Here is a 17,594-nt window from a genome sequence, read left to right as displayed (position 1 = left end):
TCAGTGAATCACGCGCGGCTCGACCACCGGCCATCCGTCGTCGATGCCGCCGGCCTCCATTGGTGCCTCGCTGAGGTAGCGCAGGTCTTCAAAGTCCAGCCGGCGCAGCACCGAGGGGCGAATGAAGATGTAAAAGCGGCTGCGACTCTCGGTGCGCGAGCGGTTCTTGAAGAGTTCGCCCACAATGGGAATCCCCGCCAGGCCGGGCACCTGCGACACGCCCTTGCTCCGGCTCGTCACTTCGATCCCGCCCAGGGCCACGACGTAGCCATCCGGGATCGTCGCGATGCTCTGCAGCCGATTCTCCTGCCGCGGCGGCGGCAGTGACGGGTCCGCCGACTCACCCACGAACGCGCTGAGCGTCACCGAGTAATCCACGATGAGGTGATCGCCCTCGGCGATCTGGGGCTTGACCGTCACGACGGTGCCCGCATCCTGCGTCCCGCCGAACGAAGTCGTCGCGATCGTGTCAAAGGCGTTGATGCTCACAAAGGGCTGCTGGAGCACGGAGTTGAGCGACGCCTGCTGGTTGTTGTTCACCAGCACGCGCGGCACGTTAAGCGATCGGCCATCGTTGACCGTCTCGAGGGCGCGCACGACCACGCTGAAATCACCCGGGCTGAGCACCAGTGCGCTCCCGCCGCGCGCATTGCCGACACTGCGGATGCCGTCGGTGACGCTGCTCAGGCCAAAGAGCGAGGAGAGTGTGATGCGCACGTCTCCGCTGACCTCGATCTTCTCGAGTTCGACGCCGAGATCGAGCGTCTGGCTATCGGTGAGACTGACGATGAGGATCTCGACCATGACCTGCGGCTGGCGCACATCCAGTTCATCGATGAGCCGGCGCACCTGGTCGAGCAGGCGCGGCTCGCCCATGGCGATAATGGTGCTCGTCGCTTCGTCGGCGGTGAGTGTGAGAGCGGGAGTCTCGGAGTCGCGCGGCACCTTGGCTGATTGGGCCGCGCCAGTGTCGCGACCGGTTGCAGGCTCGGCTGGCGTTGGCTGTGGTTCGGTGCCCGGCACGGTGCGCGGCACATCGGGCGACATAGCGGACCCCGCAGGATTGGTCGAATTCATCTGCGATTCGCCCGACGCAGCAGCCTCGGTGATCACCCCCGCGCTCATCAGCCGCTCGAGCACGCCAATCACTTCCGCAACCGGCCGGTTGCGCACCTGGAAACTCCGCATCGGCCGCCTCGACTCGACGGGCGCCGCGTTGAGCCGCTCGACAAGCGCGTGCGCCTGCTCGTGCTGATCTGGCGTAGCGGTGAGGATGATCGAGCCGGTGAGTTCATCGCGCACCAACCGCCATTGGTCTCCGGCTGCGCCGGCGGGCTTGACCGTCTGCTCCACCAGGGCCGCGACTTCGTCGAGCCCGAAGTAGCGCGGGCTGTAGGTGCGCGTCTCGACGGCGGGAATTCGGTCGAACTGCTCGATGAGCGCCCGCCAGGATTCCACCTCTTCAGGCAGCGCGATGAGCACGACCGCGCGATCGCCAGGCTCGGCTATCACGCGACCGAATGCATTCGCTCCGGTGACGCCGTCCCGCGCCGCGGCGATCGAACTCAGCATCGCAGCGAGACGGGCCGCGGGCAGATGCCGCGTTGCGATGCGTTCCACCGTCGGGGCCGGCCCGGGAGTGTCGATGCGCTCGAGCAACTCGACCGCCTGCCGCACGCGCGGCTGGAAGTCCGTGATGAGCAGCAGATCACTCTCGCCAAGCGTCACCACGGATCCGCCAGAGCGTGACAAAACAGGCTTGAGCGCTTCAACGATCCTCGCCGGCGACTGATGTTCGACCCGCTTCACGACAGCGACGAACCCCGCCGGCGCGCGCGATGCGGACGATCCGATCCCGACCAGCCCGGCTGCATCTCCGACGCGCACAACGCTGAGCATCTGATCGCCCTGCTGCCCGGGTACGCTCACGGTCGTAAAGCCGCGTAACGCCAGAATCCGGTTGGTCAACTCCCACAACTCGGCATCGGTCAGAGAATCGGTGAGTCGCAGCGTGGCTCGTCCCTTGAGCACTGCGGCGTCGTACTCGATGGCCAGACCCATGCGCGCAGCGCAGAGATCCACCAGGCGGGCCAGGTCGACTTCAGCCGGCAGTTGAATCTGCGGCGGCGGGTTGACCGCAGCAAGCGCTGCCGACGAGGTCGTCACCGACCCGATTGCTACCCACGCCATCGCCTTCGCTCGCACAAATCGAATCCGCCACCGCCTTCCTCGCCGCGTGGAATGCCGACGCACTCAGTACCGATCGAAAACGCCATGGATGAGCGCCAGGTGTGCCGCGCGACGCTGCTCTGCCAGCACAACGGGCCCATCGAGGCGCACGCTGTTGAGGCGCTCCGCCAGCTCAGGTTTGAGTTGCCGGCCAAGACGGGCAGCGCGACGCTCCGCCGTCAGGCAACGCTCAAGATCGTTGGCTTCCGCCGCAGCGCCCGACCCGAACGAGAATGCCCGAGGGAGCCGAAAGGAGCGTGTCGTTTGGGAAGCGTCCCAGTCGGTGCGCAACTGTGGGGCCAGCCCCTCGAATGCCACTTCGACAAGTCGAGCCCGAATCACCGCCGCACGTTCTTCGGCCCCCCGCACGCTCTGGACCGCCTGCAGATACTGCGAGCGAAGCGACTGATCATCTGGATCAAGCGAGAAGACCTCCGCCGCGGCCGCGAGCGCCGCCGCCGTCTCCTCCAGATGCGTCAGCGCGAGGCTGTACTCCGCCCGAATCTCGCTCGCTTCGCTCAGATGACTGAGGATGAGTTCCGCTTCAGATGCATCGCAACCGGCGACCGCCAGAGACTCCGGATCGAGTCCGACTTCAATCGCCAGGGTTGAGACCAACTCCTGCCCTCGAAAGGCCGAGCCGGAGGACCCGCGATGCGTGGTTAGAGACACGCCAAGTACACCGAGCAGCATTCCGCACACAAACACGCTCTTCATGTTCGCTCTCCGTTCTCATGATGCGATTCGGCCGCGGCCCGCGCCACGTCTACACAATGACGCGCTTCGGCATCAATGTCAAGCCGCAGACACCATTTTATTTTTTCTCTACATATTTCGGACGCGCCTCGCACGGTGGTAACTCCTGTATTTGCAGCCGGCTCCGTGTACCGCAGCGTACCTGAGGACCGGGCCCGGCTATGCACATTCTGTCGTCTGTCGTCTTGACACATCTCTTGCCATGCGGATACATTGCCAGCATCTGTGCATAGTTTATGGACACTCCACACTATGTACGGCAGCGGCATCCACCGGAGCTCACGTGGCTGTATTCAAAGCTGTTTACCGTAGCAAAGGGCGACACGCATGCATCTGTGCACACGAGTTCTTAGCGGCGTTCGAGGTTCGCAGCGGTTCATCGCCCGGCTCTCACAAACGGCAGGCAGGCTGACGGCCCCGGCTCCACTCGCGGCCGCTGGCGCAATCGCCTTGATGTCGCTTGCGCCCCGGATCGTCTCGGCCCAGAACCCCTGCACGGAGTTCGTCGCGTTCGGGCCGGATACGGAGTTCTACGTCACGTTCGAATTGTCGTACGAGTACGCATTCATCGACGAGGAAGACACCTGCGAGAACGCAACCGGCTGGACGCTTAAGCCGTACTTCACTTGGTGGGAGGCCACCGCGACACTCGCGAATCCAAGCGAGTTCTCGCTATGTTCGTGCAACGTGTGGCACGACAATGTGACGCCGCTGGTCGAAGACTGCCAGGATCAGCAGTACGCGTGGACCGATCCCGGCCTCACCATCACCCACTGCCCCTCATTTCTCAATCGCGAGTCCGAGTGGACCATGCAAGTGGTCGACGCTCCGTTTCCTACCGGAGAAAACCTCGATCTCTACGAGCAAACCAACACCTGCGAGATGGCGCAGTGGGTGGACGTGCCGTATACGTTCAGTACGATCGATCTGGCGTGCCCGCCGGACCTTGATCACCCCGGCGAGGGTCTTGAGATCTGTGTCCGCAACAGCAAGTGCCGCATCACCGTCATCCCCAGCAGCTACATCAGCTGTTCTGATTTGGACGCTTCGGGCTACTTCCAGCTCATTGCCTTTGATCCGGTGCAGCACAACAACCCGCGCCAGGCGTTCAACGAGGAGGCCTGCTGCTTAATGCTGGCCAAGGCTGCCAGTTGCGATTCGGCCGAGCTCGGGTATTGGCTGATGCAGCTTGTTGCCGTATATGGTGACTACTTCCATGGCGAGGCGCCCACGCTGTCGGATCTGTTTCAGTGGATGCTTTGCGCCTTCGACCCTTCGCAATTGGTCCTCAGCGAGAGTCCGACGAAGGATCCGGGAACGCGAACCGGCGATGGGAGCGGGTCGGCCTGCCCGAACCCGCTGCTGACCGAGCAGCCGGTCCACGTCGCCTACGGCGACAAGTGGGAGAGCTTTACGGATGCGGCAGTTCCGCTCGCGGGTGGATCGTTCACCATCAGGCGAGACTACTCCAGCCAGCACAACTACTCGGGAGCGAATCTCGTCGGTCGAAACTGGACCGCCACTCCATTCTGGTTCATTCAGGAGGTCGAAAGCGGAGAGAACCAGGTACCCTGGTGCAACACGCCTCCCGTTTGGGACAAAGTCGAGTATGTGCAGGGGCTTGACCAACTCTACCGCCCCGCGGGCCCGACCAATCTGTTTCTGAAGTCAACGACACTGACGATTGACTCGGTGCAGTACTCGGTGTGGCGGCAAACAGAGCCTGGCGCCTGGGAGATCGACTATCTCGCCAGCGGTGGCCAGAATGTTGATGCACACGAAGTCGGGCTCATGAAGCAGCGCCGCGACATGTACGGCAACTCGTGGACGTACAACTACACGGACTTTGGCGCGTCTCCTCCGGTCGCCAGGCTGACTTCGATCGACTGTCGAAGCGCCGCGAATCCCGCGAACCCGGATGCCCAGATCAGGTTCTTCTGGAACACGAGCGATCGATACGGCTTGGACGGCACGCTCACGGGCATCCAGATCGTGCGCTTCACGCCGGCCGGTGTGCCCATTCAAACGCACATGATCGAATACCTGTACCAGGCGGACGAAGATCCGAATCAGTTTACCTCCACGGAAGTGGGAACCGCAGGCGATCTCATTCAGGTCATTGTGCGTGAAAGAGTCGACGGTGAAGGCACGGGGGGCGAGCCCGCCGACCGAGTCCGCATCACACAGTACCGCTACCACGACACATCTGTAACCAGCCGCATCAGCAGCGACGGGCGGCTCACCGTCATCGGCAAAGACCATCAGTTGAAGATGATCATCGGCGCCGAGCAGATCGAAGCATACGCGGAGGAGTTTGGATACACCGACGTCGAATCCGCTGCCGCCGCTCTGCTCATGCTCGACGACGGGGACGAACTTGGTGCACCGGGCTCTCCCAAGCTCATCGACCTCGCTTCGAAAATCGTCGCGTACGAAGAATCCGGCAGCAAGGTGTCCCGACAATATGTGCAGACCGGCTGCGGATGCAGCGGCAGCTCCGGCGAGTCCCAGCGGTTCCAATATGCGTACCACGACCCGCAAGTCGGTACTCTCAAGACCACGCAGATCGACGAGTACGTCGGCGGCTCGGCCTCTGTCTACCGCTACCACTTCTATGACTGGGCTGACCTCGGCGAAACCGAAGCGCCGACGCCCTATCTGATGCAGTATGCCCTTGTCGAGCCGGGCGCTTCCGGCGACCCCGACGGCCGCATGTGGGTCACCGCCTACGAGTACACGGCCCTGCGCGAGACGGCATTCGCGATGATGCCATCCGCCGTGTCCGACTACACGATCGGCACGGCGTCAACCGAAGCCGACTACGTCGCGAGCACCACCTCCGGCCTCGTCTACGCCTACACCTACAGCGATCACCGCGTGCAGAGCCAGCGCCTCCGCGAGGGCTACGACTCAGATCCTGCGAACTACACGAAGATCTGGGACTGCGATTTCGACGCGAACCGACCCTGGCTCGTCACCGAATTGCGACGCTATCGAACGGAGTCCGCCTCCCCGACCGCTGATGAAATTGAAACGACGACCTTCGGCTACGCGTTCCACTCCGGCGACGCCATCAAGTGGACGAGCATGGCCAGCGAAGCCGAACTGGCGGCCGAAAACGGGCCGACCGGCACCGGCGACGTCTACTCATCCGCCGAACTCTTCGACACGCTGGGCAACAACACGTGGTCGCTCGCGGCCGACGGCGCGCTGACCAAGCGCATCTTCGACGCCTCCGGCGCCTACGAGCCAGCCGGCAAGGTGCTCTCTGTCACCCGCAACTCCGACACAACCGGCCTGCCGTCAGCCATCAACCTGCCCACCCTGACGAACAACGACTGGGACGGCCGCAACAGCGACGGCGGCTCGCTCACCACGACCTACGCGTACGACATCGCCGGTCGGATTCGCAGCATCACGCTGCCCGGCGACGTAACGACCTACACCTATCGCGAAATGCGGCCATTCGCCGGGCGATCCACGCTCGACACCTACTACGCCGCCGTCATCCTGCCCGCGACCAACGGCAGTGAAACCAACGGCCCTGCGAATGTCACCTGGTTCAACGTGGATAACGACGTCATCGGCCGCAGCGATTACGCCATCGACAACATCGCCAACTACGACCCCGCCGCAGGTGACTACAGCCTTGGCACGCAACTGTCGCGCGCGGAAGTGACGCACTCGCTCTCGGGACTCGTCGAGTCGACGCTGGACTGGTGGGACACCGGCCACAGCCCCGAGACGACTTCGATCGAGTACGACGACCTCGGCCGTGTGCAGTTCATGACCGACGCCAACGGCACAATCACCGAGTATCACGCGTATGACGTGCTCGATCGCGTGCTCGAAGTGCGCACCGGCACGGATGAACAGAGCATGGACACTGTCGCCCAGTTCTTCTACGACTGGGATCACACCGGCGAGCCCGAACAGGGCCAGGGCGATGGCAACCTGACGCTGACGCGCCTGTTCACCGGCGAGATGTCGGGCATGAACCCGGTGGTGCGCGACACCGAGGTGCACTACGACTTCCGCAGCAGGCCGATGCGCACCATCTCCCCGCTGCCGCCGCATGAGATCGTCGAGTATGACAATCTCGATCGCGTGCTTGAGCAGGCGCTGTTCCAGATCGAGCCGACCGACATCGACCAGGACCTCACCGACCGCGGGCTGTACGTGAAGCGCGAGTTCAGTCAGCGCGGCCTGCCGTATCGCGAGTCGATCGCAATCGACCCGACGGCTGTATCGCCGTCATTTCTTGAATCCAACCGGTGGTACGACCCGGTGGGTCGGCCGGTGGTGATGTGGGATCCGAACTGGCCGGTTGTGAAATCGGATTACGACGGCATGGGCCGAATGAAGACGCGCTACGTCGTGCACGATGGTGAGTTGTACGACCACGGCCCCGGGCGCGATGGTTCGCCGCCGATCGACAACCAAGGCGAAGTGTCCGGCAGCATCGCGACCGACGAGGTCATTGAGCAGATGGCGTATGAGTACGACCGTGATGCGAGTTCGCCTCGGCGGGGCACGCTGGACCTGGTGAGCACGTTCCACCGTCTGCACGATGCGACCGGCGCCGGTGCGCTGACCAAGGACACCGCCGTTCCGCTCTATGCGGGCTTCTATTACGACGACTTCCGCAGGCGCATCCGCAGCGCCAACTTTGGCGTCGGCGACGGCTATACGTCGAACGAGTTTGAGAAAGGCCAGAATCCACCCGCCGACTGGCCGCCGTCCACCACGCCCGACTACGACTCCTATTTCTGGAACAACTTCATCATCGAGGCCACGGCGTACAACGCGCGCGGCCTGGTCGATCTGCAGATCGACTCGCTGGGCAAAGAGACCAAGTTCGCCTACGACATGATGGGCCGCCGCGTCGCCGTCGTGGAGAACTACGACGACACGTCAGGCATCGCCATCGCCTGGAGCGGCACGCTCGACCGCTGGGAAGTCACCGACATCGGCGATGAGGACGACGTGAATCGCGTCACGTCGTTTGTCTACGACGGCGTGGGCAACATCCGCAAGCAGGTGGCACACCTGCCCGAGACGACCGACCCCAACGACTCGGAAGTGCAGGAGACCGAGTACCTCTACGGCGTGACCACAGCGGGCGGCTCGCTGCTGGATTCCAACAGCCTGCTAGGCGCGGTCCACTATCCGGATGAGACCACCGGCGAGGCGGGAACCGGCCGCACGTACCAGGTTCTCTACCAGTACAACCGGCTCGGCGAACTGCTCAGCGTTGAGGATCAGAACGAGACGATCCACACCTACAGCCGCGATGCGCTCGGGCGCGTGACGCTCGACGCTGTGACGCTCGCACCGGGCAGCGATATTGACAATTGGGCGCTCTCCATCGGTGTGCAGTTCGACGACTTCGGCCGGCTGCAGAGCGTGACTTCATACACCGACGTCGCGGGCACGACCGCAAAGAACCAGGCTGAGTTTGCCTACTCGCCGCTCTGGCAGATCGAGCAGATCTACCAGGACTACGACGGCGTGGTGACCTACGACGGCAGCGGCGTGCCGACGGGCAACACGCGGCGCGTGCAGTACGCCTACGACTCGGCGGCCGTCAGCGCCGGCAACCGCAGCCGGCTGAGCACGCTGACGTATCCCGATGGTTCAGTGCTCGATCATCACTATGGTTCGCAGAGCAGCCTCGACGATGACATTGCGCGCCTCACGCGCATGGTCCTTGATGGCTCGCAGACCGATCTTGTGCTTTACGAACACCTCGGCCTGGGCATGATTGCTGCCGTCGATTACGCGACGGCGGATGTGCAACTGGATCGGACGGTAAGCCACAACGGCAAGCGGCGCACGCAAGCGTACCAGACGCAGAACGCGGGGGTGTATCCCGGCTGGGATCGCTTCGGCCGCGTGAAGAAACAGGCGTGGGTCGATGGCGCCTACACGACCGGTCTCGGTAGCCTGCCGAACCTGCCGCCGCTGATCGAACTCGACTACACGTATGACCGCACGAGCAATCGGCTCTCGATGAGCGATGCTCGGCCCGGCGCGACGTGGGTTGATCGCGACTTTGTCTATTCGTATGACGGTCTCGATCGCCTCGAGCAGGCGGACCGCGGCGCCGATGGCGGCTCGTGGTCGTCTGCGGTCGGCGGGCAGAAGTGGGCCCTGGACATGCTCGGCAACTGGGACACCTCGTGGCGCGACAGCGATGGCGATGGCGCGTATGAATCAACTGAAGATCAACTGCGCACCCACAACGCAGCCAATGAGATCGAGGACCTCACGCCGGTAACCGGCCCGCCGGCGCTGCCCTTTGCGTATGACGACGCCGGCAACATGACCGAGTCGCCCAACCAGACGGGCACGAGCACGATGTACTACACGCACGATGCGTGGAACCGGCTCACATCCGTCACCGTCGGCACGACGCCGCTGGGCGAGTATGAGTACAATGCCCTGCACTGGCGCACGGTGAAGCGGTCGCGCAACCCCGTCGTCGGCGGACCGGGCCTGGACGAGATGCGCCTCATGTACTACTCGGCCAACTGGCAACTTCTCGAAGAACGCATCGACCGCTCGTGGTCGTCGGGCTTCACTGAAGATGAGCGGGCCCAGATCGTCTGGGGCAAGCGCTACATCGACGATGCGGTGCTCCGCCGGCGCGATCTTGACGCCGATGACACCTACGACGAGGAGTTCTACTACCTCAGCGACGCCCAGTTCAGCGCCGTGGCGATGGTGGACTCGAGCAATGCGCGCGTGGTCGAGCGCAACACCTACGAAGCCTACGGCAAGGCGCGCCACCACTTCGGCGGCGATGTGAACAACGACGGCGCGGCGAGCGCTGCGGACAAGAACGCCATCCTGGCGACCATGGGCTCGGGAAACAACTCGATCGGTCAGGGCGGTTACATGGTCGAGCAGGACCTCAACCGCGACGGCGTGATTGACAGCAATGATCTCCTGACCCTCCAGGCGCTCACGGGCAACTCGGCCCAGGCGGCCCTGCCCAACGGCCAGGTCTCATTCAACTCGACTGGCAGTGGAACATCCCTCGTCCACGGCCCCGACAACCCCATCGCCTGGGACGGCTACGTCTTCAACCCCGAGACCAGCCAGTACACCGTCCGCTTCCGCTGGTACGACCCGGTCCTGGGGAGGTGGCTGGAGAGGGATCCGATCGGCTTCTATGGCGGCGCGACGCTGTACCTTTACGTGGATGGTCAACCGATCGGACAACTCGATTTCATCGGCCTCCTCGGCCCCGACGGGAAGGGAGGATTGAATGATTGGCTCTTCTACGCAAAGGAAGTGCTGTGGGGCACTGCGACTGACATTGGTGGCGATGCGTGCGATTTGGCTGTTGGCGCAAAGCGAACCATCGACTTCGTCGTCAAGGAGTCCGTGATCTATGTGGGAACGAGTCTGAACTTGATGGATGACGAATATCTGGAAGAGTCGCGTATCCACCGCACGCTTGAGACGGCGCGCCAGGACTCACCCGACTCGACCACTCCTGTTCTCGTCTGCAAGATAGGTTGGGGCGCGGCGAACAACTGGGCGGATGGAATCGCTACAGCAGTCGTTGAAGGCGATATGCACTCTCTTGGTGATTCCTTTCGGAATATAGGATACCTTGGCCTAGCGGGACGTGCCGCACCGAAGGCTGTAGGCTGCTTGACAGGAAGCACGGCGCGAGTGCGGTGTGGCATCTCTTGTGTTCGATATGGTAGTGTCGCAGAAATGGAGGCAATGGGACGCACCGGACTCTTGCGAGGTGGCAGGCCGGGACGAAACTACGTGACAAGGGATGTATACGACACCGGCCTCGACGCTCAACATTCGCTAGCCCTCGAACGAGCACCGACGCGGCGCGCCCGCATCGAGTTTGATTCCAAATGCAGTACGTGTCCTCCTACTCGGGTAAAGCCACAATTCGGCCAACCTGGGGGAGGCACTGAATTCACCGTCTACGGGCCGGGCGGCATTCCGATTCGCATCATCAAGATCGATCCGCTTCCTTTGGAATAGAGAGAAGGAGCCTCCGAAGCAAATGGCACTTCTGTTGAGCCGCCGATTCAGCCTCGCCGTGACCGATCCGTTCGAGTTCCATGATGAGAATCCATCGCCGATCTGCGGGACGTGCATCGCGATCGGGAGCCCGTCGGGCGGCAGTCAGATCATGAGGCTGCGGCTGGATCGCCCGGTGCGTCTCGACGGCAGCGTCTATGTCGGCGTTTCTCTGTCGCCTCGGTACGTTGGACAGTCCTTCGATCGCGGGCTCAACGAGCCTGCCGGACTGGCTGTCAACATGGTCTTCATGACTGAGTCGCAACTGTCGTCAGCCGCGTGGACCGAGTTCGACGCTCTCCCGGCGGCCGGTGGAATCGGGGCGCTGCGCAGCATCGCCTGACGGTCGGCCGCACGGCCGACGAGTGGCGATCGCTGCGCGTACCCCCAGCCGGCGCCGCCGTCTTCACGGGTAGTCGAGCTGGCCACACGGCCCGAAGCGCCCGAAGGCGAGGCGATCCGGCCAGACATCGTCGGCGGCCGGCCCCTCGATCCGGCGCGACAACTCCAGCGCGCACTCGGCGGCGCCGTCCATCTTCCACCCGCGACCGGTCCGCAAAGGGAAGGCACGCCGCTCGCGCTGCCCGGCCTGCGGCGTCAGTTCCGGACGATTCCACGGCCGTGACCGAGGCGATCGAACAGGCCGGGCCCTCGGCGGGCGCGGCCCGCCGGCTCGCACCTCGGAGCGGTCGACTTGATCGAGCGCGGGGGTTCCGCCGCCGGGGCGGGTTCAATTCCTGCCGAGGCGGGAGGCCAATATAGCTGACTCTGGTATCCGCAAATGTGGATAATGTTGAAGCCTGCGCCCTGGCCGCCTCCCGACGCCGCGGCGAGGAGACCCGGTCAGCGCGAAAGCGGCCGTGGAACGGCCCGAATTCCGCGCGGCGGCCGTCGGATGCGGCGCAAAAATGGCGCGACGCCGGCAGTGGCCCGAGAAGACCGGCTCAACAACAAACATTTTTCAATTTCTCAGCGCATAAATTGAGAAACGATAGTGGATAGGCAATATAGATGGTATTATGCACCCGCATGATCTGGTGGCCACTTGGTTGGGTGTCATCGCTCACGCGGCGCTTCGCCGGCGCGTCGAACAGCGCCTGCATAATCACGCCGCATCGCGGCGCGAGTGGTTCCACTTGAATCGTGAACATAAACCACCGCAGGCGCGCTGACGGCGCGTATCGCCGTAACCGCCTGCGCACAGAGGTACGGCACGTGAGCAAGCCGAGACATCGCAGGCGGAACAGCGGGCAGCCGCGGCGTCCACGCCAGGATCCTCAGGAGCGACTGGCGCAACTGCAGGCCAGGCGAAAGGAGATTCTCGCCGAACTGGCGCGCCTCGATGATGTCTTCGATGAGACGGATGGCCAGGGCTCGCCCAAGCGGGTCTGAGGCTGGCCTGCTCTCGCATCGCCCCACCTGTGGCTGCCTGATCGGCCACACCGGCTGCATAGTTGTCCCCCCAACTTCAGCGGGCCGGTCGAAATCGACCGGCGGTGGCGGCGCGCTGCGCCTGCGGCGTATACTAACCTGTGAACTCGGCGGCTCGGCCGAGTGGTTCCACCGATGCATCCCCAGCTTGCGTGCACCGGCCAGGCGAAGAGACCCAAACCGCAATTCAGAGGGCATGTCATCATGGCCGCACCCCGACTCACTCGGATTTCCACCGCTGAACTTCGACGCGAACTCGATCGCCGCGCCTCGCAACTGGGCCAGGTCGAATCGCGCCGGCGCCAACTGGAAAGCGAGCTGGCGCACATCGACGCGGAGATCGCAGCGCTCGGCGGAACAGCCGCCTCGATCCCATCGAGCGGCGCTCGCCCGCGCGGCCGCGTCGCGCGGCGCGGCGTCGGCCGCTCCAAGGCCGCCCGGACAAGGTCCATGAACAAGACCACGCTCACCGCGGCGCTGCAGGACGCGCTCAAGGGCAAGGTGCTCAGCGTGGGCGATGCCGCAGAAGCCGTGCTCCGCAGCGGCTACAAGACCAACGCGGCCAACTTCCGCACCATGGTGAATCTCACCCTGCTCAAGCGGAAAGACCTCTTCAAGAAGCAGGGCCGCGGGCGCTACACGGTGCGCTGACGCCGCTCGGTCGAGACTTGATGACGCATCTGCATCGATAGCGCTGCGCGCCGCTCCATGCGGCGTCGCGGCACGCCGAAGATGCGCGCCCACCGGCGCTGCAGGCACGCACCGTCTGCGCCGCAACGCCTCCGCCTCCACGTGGCGCCTCAGGAGCGTCGCGCGGCGTCGATCGGCGCTGTTACGATGAACCGAGATGCTGCTGACGATTGCCGCAACCCGCTTTCCCGATGGATCCCCCGCCACGGATCTGGGCTATCTGCTGCACAAGAACCCGGCCCGGGTGCAGACCTTCGAACAGTCGTTTGGCCATGTGCACGTTTTTTATCCTCAGGCGGATGAACAGCGCTGCCAGGTGGCGGTGCTGCTTGATGTCGATCCCGTGGCCCTCGTGCGCCGAGGCGGGTCGATGCGCGGCCAGCGCGGGCTCGATCAGTATGTCAACGACCGGCCGTATGTCGCCTCTTCGTTCCTGAGTGTGGCGATGAACGGCTTGTTTGCCACGGCCATGAACGGCCGCTGCAAGGAGCGGCCACAGCTCGTGCAGTGCGCAACGGCACTGGCCGCCCGCATCGCCGTCGTTTCCTGCCGCGGCGGTGAAGCGATGATCCGCTCGCTCTTCGAGCCGCTGGGGTACGAAGTGCAGATCGCGGCTCACCCGCTCGACGAGGCATTTCCCGAATGGGGCGAAGGTCACGTGTTTTCCGTTGAGCTCAAGCAAACGACAACTCTTCAGTCGCTGCTGCAGCATCTTTACATCCTCATTCCCGTGCTTGACAACGACAAGCACTACTGGGTCGGCGAGGATGAAGTCGAGAAGTTGCTCGTTCGCGGAAAGGACTGGCTCAAGGAGCATCCGCATCGCGAGTTTATCACGACGCGCTATCTCAAGTACCAGTCTCGACTCTCGCGCGATGCGCTCGCGCGGCTCACGGAGGGTGAGAACGATCTGGACCCCGATGCCGCCCAAGCCGAGCACGCAGCGGAAGAAGAAGCCATAGAGCGGCCTCTGAGCCTGAATCAGCAGCGCCTCGGATCGGTTGTCAGCGCGCTCAAGGGCGGCGGCGCCGCAAGCGTGCTCGACCTGGGGTGCGGCGAAGGAAACCTGCTGCGACTGCTGCTGCAGGAAAAGCAGTTCACGCGCATCGTCGGCGTCGACGTTTCGCTGGGCAGTCTGCAGCGCGCGGCGGAGCGGCTGCGCTTCGAGCGCATGGCTGAGCACCTGCGCCAGCGCATCGACCTGCGCCACGGTTCACTCATCTATCGCGACGACCGCCTGTCGGGCTTCGACGCGGCGGCAATCGTCGAAGTGATCGAGCACCTCGATCAGCCCCGCCTGCAGGCATTCGAACGCGCGGTGTTCGAGTTTGCCAAGCCGCGAACAGTGGTCATCACCACTCCCAATCGTGAGTACAACGTTCGCTGGGAAACGCTGCCGGCCGGGGCGTTTCGCCATCGCGACCACCGGTTCGAGTGGACTCGCGATCAGTTCCGGCACTGGGCGGGCCGCGTGGCGAACGAACATGGCTACCGCGTGCACTTCCTGCCGGTCGGTCCAGAGGATGCCGAGGTCGGCAGCCCGACGCAGATGGGAGTGTTCAAGCGCGATGCGCATTCCGCCTTCCATTCTGGATCGGAGGCGGTGCGATGAACATCGAACTTCCGGAACTGTCGCTGGTTGTGCTCGTCGGGGTTTCGGGCTCGGGCAAATCATCCTTTGCGCGAAAGCACTTCAAGCCCACCGAGGTGATCTCGTCAGACTACTGCCGCGGCCTGGTTGCCGACGATGAGAACGATCAGGCCGCCACGGGCGATGCCTTTGACGTGCTCTGCTACATCGCGGGAAAGCGACTCAAGAACGGGCTGCTTACGGTGGTTGATGCGACGAATCTGCGGCCGGAAGATCGGCGAAAATACGTCGATCTCGCGCGGCAGCATCACTGCCTGCCAGTGGCCATCGTGCTCGATCTGCCCGAGCGCTTGTGCCATGACCGCAACCGCACCCGCCCGGATCGCGACTTCGGGCCGCACGTCGTCCGCAATCAGCGCCTGGCGCTACGGCGCCACCTGCGGGGCCTGCGCCGCGAGGGCTTTCGACACACCTGGGTGCTGGAGTCGCCAGAGCAGGTGGACGCGGCGCTGCTTTCGCGCACGCCGCTGTGGAACAATCGCAAGCACGAACATGGGCCCTTCGATATCATCGGCGACATTCACGGCTGTTTCGACGAACTCATCGAGTTGCTCGACCGCCTCGGCTACGCCGTCCATCGCGAGGCGAATCGTGCGGAAGGCGATTGGCTCGTCACGCCGCCTGCAGATGAGCACGGCGCAGCGCGCACGCTCGTCTTCCTTGGAGATCTCGTCGATCGCGGCCCGAAATCGCCCGCGGTGCTGCGGCTGGTGATGCGCCTCACGGCCGAGGGCAAGGCCCACTGCGTTCCCGGCAATCACGACATCAAACTGCTGCGCCAGCTCAGCGGCAAGAACGTGCAGCTCACGCACGGCCTGGCCGAAACGGTTGCCCAACTCGATGGCCAGCCGCCCGAGTTTATCGAACACGTGCGTGTGTTCATCGACGGCCTCGTGAGCCATTACGTGTTTGACGATGGTCGCCTCGTCGTGGCGCATGCCGGCCTCAAGGAGGACATGCAGGGGCGAGGCTCCGGTCGCGTGCGCGAGTTCTGTCTCTATGGCGAAACGACGGGCGAAACGGATGAGTTCGGTCTGCCCGTGCGCTACAACTGGGCGGCGGAGTACCGCGGGCGGGCCATGGTCGTCTACGGGCACACGCCCGTACCGCAGGCCGATTGGCTCAATAACACCATCTGCATCGACACCGGATGCGTGTTCGGCGGATCGCTCACGGCGCTGCGCTACCCGACGCGCGAACTCATCTCCGTGGAGGCGCAGCGGCCATATGCGGCGCCGGCCCGGCCGCTGCGGCCGGAAGTTGACGTGATCCAACTCACCGCTCAGCAGCAGCACGACACGGCGCTCAACCTTGCTGACGTCGCGGGCAAGCGCATCATCGACACGCGGCTGCATCGAAACATTACCCTGCGCGAAGAGAACGCGACCGCCGCCCTCGAAGTCATGAGCCGTTTCGCCGCCGATCCGCGATGGCTCATCTACCTGCCACCGACGATGTCGCCAAGCGAAACGAGTGAGCGCGAGGGCTACCTCGAGCATCCCGCCGAAGCCTTCGAACACTACCGCACGCGCGGCGTCGGACGCGTCTTGATCGAAGAAAAGCACATGGGATCAAGGGCGGTCGTGGTCATCTGCCGGGATGCGCAAGCCGCGAGACAGCGCTTCGGAGTCAACGGGCCACACGACGGGACGCAGGACATCGGCATCTGCTACACCCGCACGGGTCGCCGGTTTTTCGACGATGGTGCGCTTGAGCGGGCGCTTCTGCAGCGTGTGCACAGCGCGGTCGATCGTGCGAAGTTGTGGGACGAACTGGAAACGTCGTGGCTGTGTCTGGATTGCGAACTCATGCCGTGGTCGGCCAAGGCGCAGGCGCTGCTCCGCGAGCAGTACGCTGCCGTCGGCTCGGCGGCGCGCCACGCGCTGGGCGAAGCGGTTGCCGCGCTCGATGCAGCCCACGCTGTATACGGCGACGGAGTAGCGCCATTGAGGCAGAAGTTTGCACAGCGGCGGCAGATGGCCAATCAGTTTACCACCGCGTACCGGCATTACTGCTGGCCCGTGGCGGGAATCGATGATCTCAAGCTCGCTCCGTTCCACCTGCTCGCCAGCGAGAAGGCGGTGCATGCAAGCCGCGATCACCAGTGGCACATGGAGACGCTTGCTCGCCTCTGCGCCGCCGACGAGCGATTGCTGTTGGCGACGCCGTTTCGCGCAGTGAATCTGAATGAAGAAGCTGACACCGCCCAGGCAATCGAATGGTGGATGCAACTGACCAGCCGAGGCGGCGAGGGCATGGTCGTCAAGCCATTCGACTTCATCGCGCGCGGCACGAAGGGCCTGCTCCAACCCGCGATCAAGTGTCGCGGCCCGGAGTATCTGCGCATCATCTACGGCCCGGAGTATACCGCGCCGGAGAATCTCGTCCGCCTGCGCAAGCGCGGCCTGAACCGCAAGCGCTCGCTGGCGCTGGCGGAGTTTGCCCTCGGCGTCGAGTCGCTCGAGCGCTTCGTGCGGCGCGAGCCGTTGCGGCGGGTGCATGAGTGCGTGTTTGCCGTGCTGGCGATGGAGAGCGAGCCGGTCGATCCGCGATTGTGAAGTCGCTTTCGCTTGCCGCGGCCCCGGATAGGCGCCGGCCGGCGCACCGCTCATTTGGCGCGGAAACAGGCGTTGCAGAGTGGTAATGCTCTGGCGCTTCTGCAGATCAGGGGCATTTCCGCATGGGGGCGCGGGCCGCGGCCGTGGACAATTGACCAACGCGCACATCGCAGACGGCATCCCCCTGCCGCTGTGTGCGCCCATGCGCTATTGAGCCCCGC

8 protein-coding genes are annotated in these 17,594 nt (G+C 64.0%); 6 read left to right on the top strand and 2 right to left on the bottom strand.

Annotation, left to right across the window (positions count from 1 at the left end; genetic code table 11):
- Together IT430_20405 and IT430_20400 are read right to left on the bottom strand one after the other, a co-directional pair.
- Complete coding sequence (locus IT430_20405) at positions 1-2,190, bottom strand: hypothetical protein (GenBank protein ID MCC6910303.1); 2,190 nt, start codon at positions 2,188-2,190, stop codon at positions 1-3.
- Positions 2,191-2,253: 63 nt separating this feature from the next.
- Positions 2,254-2,946 (bottom strand): hypothetical protein, encoded by a 693-nt coding sequence (locus IT430_20400; GenBank protein MCC6910302.1) that lies wholly within the window; start codon positions 2,944-2,946, stop codon positions 2,254-2,256.
- 492 nt (positions 2,947-3,438) lie between these two features.
- On the opposite strand from IT430_20400, the gene IT430_20395 reads away from it, so the two are divergent.
- The 6 genes from IT430_20395 (at position 3,439) to IT430_20370 (ending at position 17,373) form a co-directional block, all read left to right on the top strand.
- On the top strand, positions 3,439-11,004 hold the full coding sequence (locus tag IT430_20395; protein ID MCC6910301.1) for a hypothetical protein: 7,566 nt from the start codon (positions 3,439-3,441) through the stop codon (positions 11,002-11,004).
- A gap of 22 nt (positions 11,005-11,026) precedes the next feature.
- Positions 11,027-11,386: a hypothetical protein gene (locus IT430_20390; GenBank protein MCC6910300.1), complete on the top strand. Its 360-nt coding sequence runs from the start codon at positions 11,027-11,029 to the stop codon at positions 11,384-11,386.
- A gap of 872 nt (positions 11,387-12,258) precedes the next feature.
- Positions 12,259-12,435: a hypothetical protein gene (locus IT430_20385; GenBank protein ID MCC6910299.1), complete on the top strand. Its 177-nt coding sequence runs from the start codon at positions 12,259-12,261 to the stop codon at positions 12,433-12,435.
- A 243-nt stretch (positions 12,436-12,678) separates the two neighbouring features.
- Entirely contained in the window at positions 12,679-13,125 is a 447-nt protein-coding gene (locus IT430_20380) for a hypothetical protein (protein ID MCC6910298.1), read from the top strand.
- Positions 13,126-13,321: 196 nt separating this feature from the next.
- Positions 13,322-14,776, top strand: coding sequence for a 3' terminal RNA ribose 2'-O-methyltransferase Hen1 (locus IT430_20375; GenBank protein ID MCC6910297.1), 1,455 nt, complete (start codon positions 13,322-13,324; stop codon positions 14,774-14,776).
- Positions 14,773-17,373: a polynucleotide kinase-phosphatase gene (locus IT430_20370; GenBank protein MCC6910296.1), complete on the top strand. Its 2,601-nt coding sequence runs from the start codon at positions 14,773-14,775 to the stop codon at positions 17,371-17,373. Before IT430_20375 ends, IT430_20370 begins: the two co-directional genes overlap by 4 nt.
- Positions 17,374-17,594 lie beyond the last annotated feature (221 nt).

The organism is Phycisphaerales bacterium (assembly GCA_020852515.1).
Lineage (GTDB): Bacteria > Planctomycetota > Phycisphaerae > Phycisphaerales > UBA5793 > UBA5793.
Note: the sequence above shows the minus strand (reverse complement) of the source record. Positions and strands in the feature narration are given on the sequence as shown.

Excerpts from the sequence above, each read along its gene's own strand:
- IT430_20405 (MCC6910303.1), bottom strand. The coding sequence starts at position 2,190 with ATGGCGTGGGTAGCAATCGGGTCGGTGACGACCTCGTCGGCAGCGCTT.
- IT430_20400 (MCC6910302.1), bottom strand. The coding sequence starts at position 2,946 with ATGAAGAGCGTGTTTGTGTGCGGAATGCTGCTCGGTGTACTTGGCGTG.
- IT430_20395 (MCC6910301.1), top strand. The coding sequence starts at position 3,439 with ATGTCGCTTGCGCCCCGGATCGTCTCGGCCCAGAACCCCTGCACGGAG.
- IT430_20390 (MCC6910300.1), top strand. The coding sequence starts at position 11,027 with ATGGCACTTCTGTTGAGCCGCCGATTCAGCCTCGCCGTGACCGATCCG.
- IT430_20380 (MCC6910298.1), top strand. The coding sequence starts at position 12,679 with ATGGCCGCACCCCGACTCACTCGGATTTCCACCGCTGAACTTCGACGC.
- IT430_20375 (MCC6910297.1), top strand. The coding sequence starts at position 13,322 with ATGCTGCTGACGATTGCCGCAACCCGCTTTCCCGATGGATCCCCCGCC.
- IT430_20370 (MCC6910296.1), top strand. The coding sequence starts at position 14,773 with ATGAACATCGAACTTCCGGAACTGTCGCTGGTTGTGCTCGTCGGGGTT.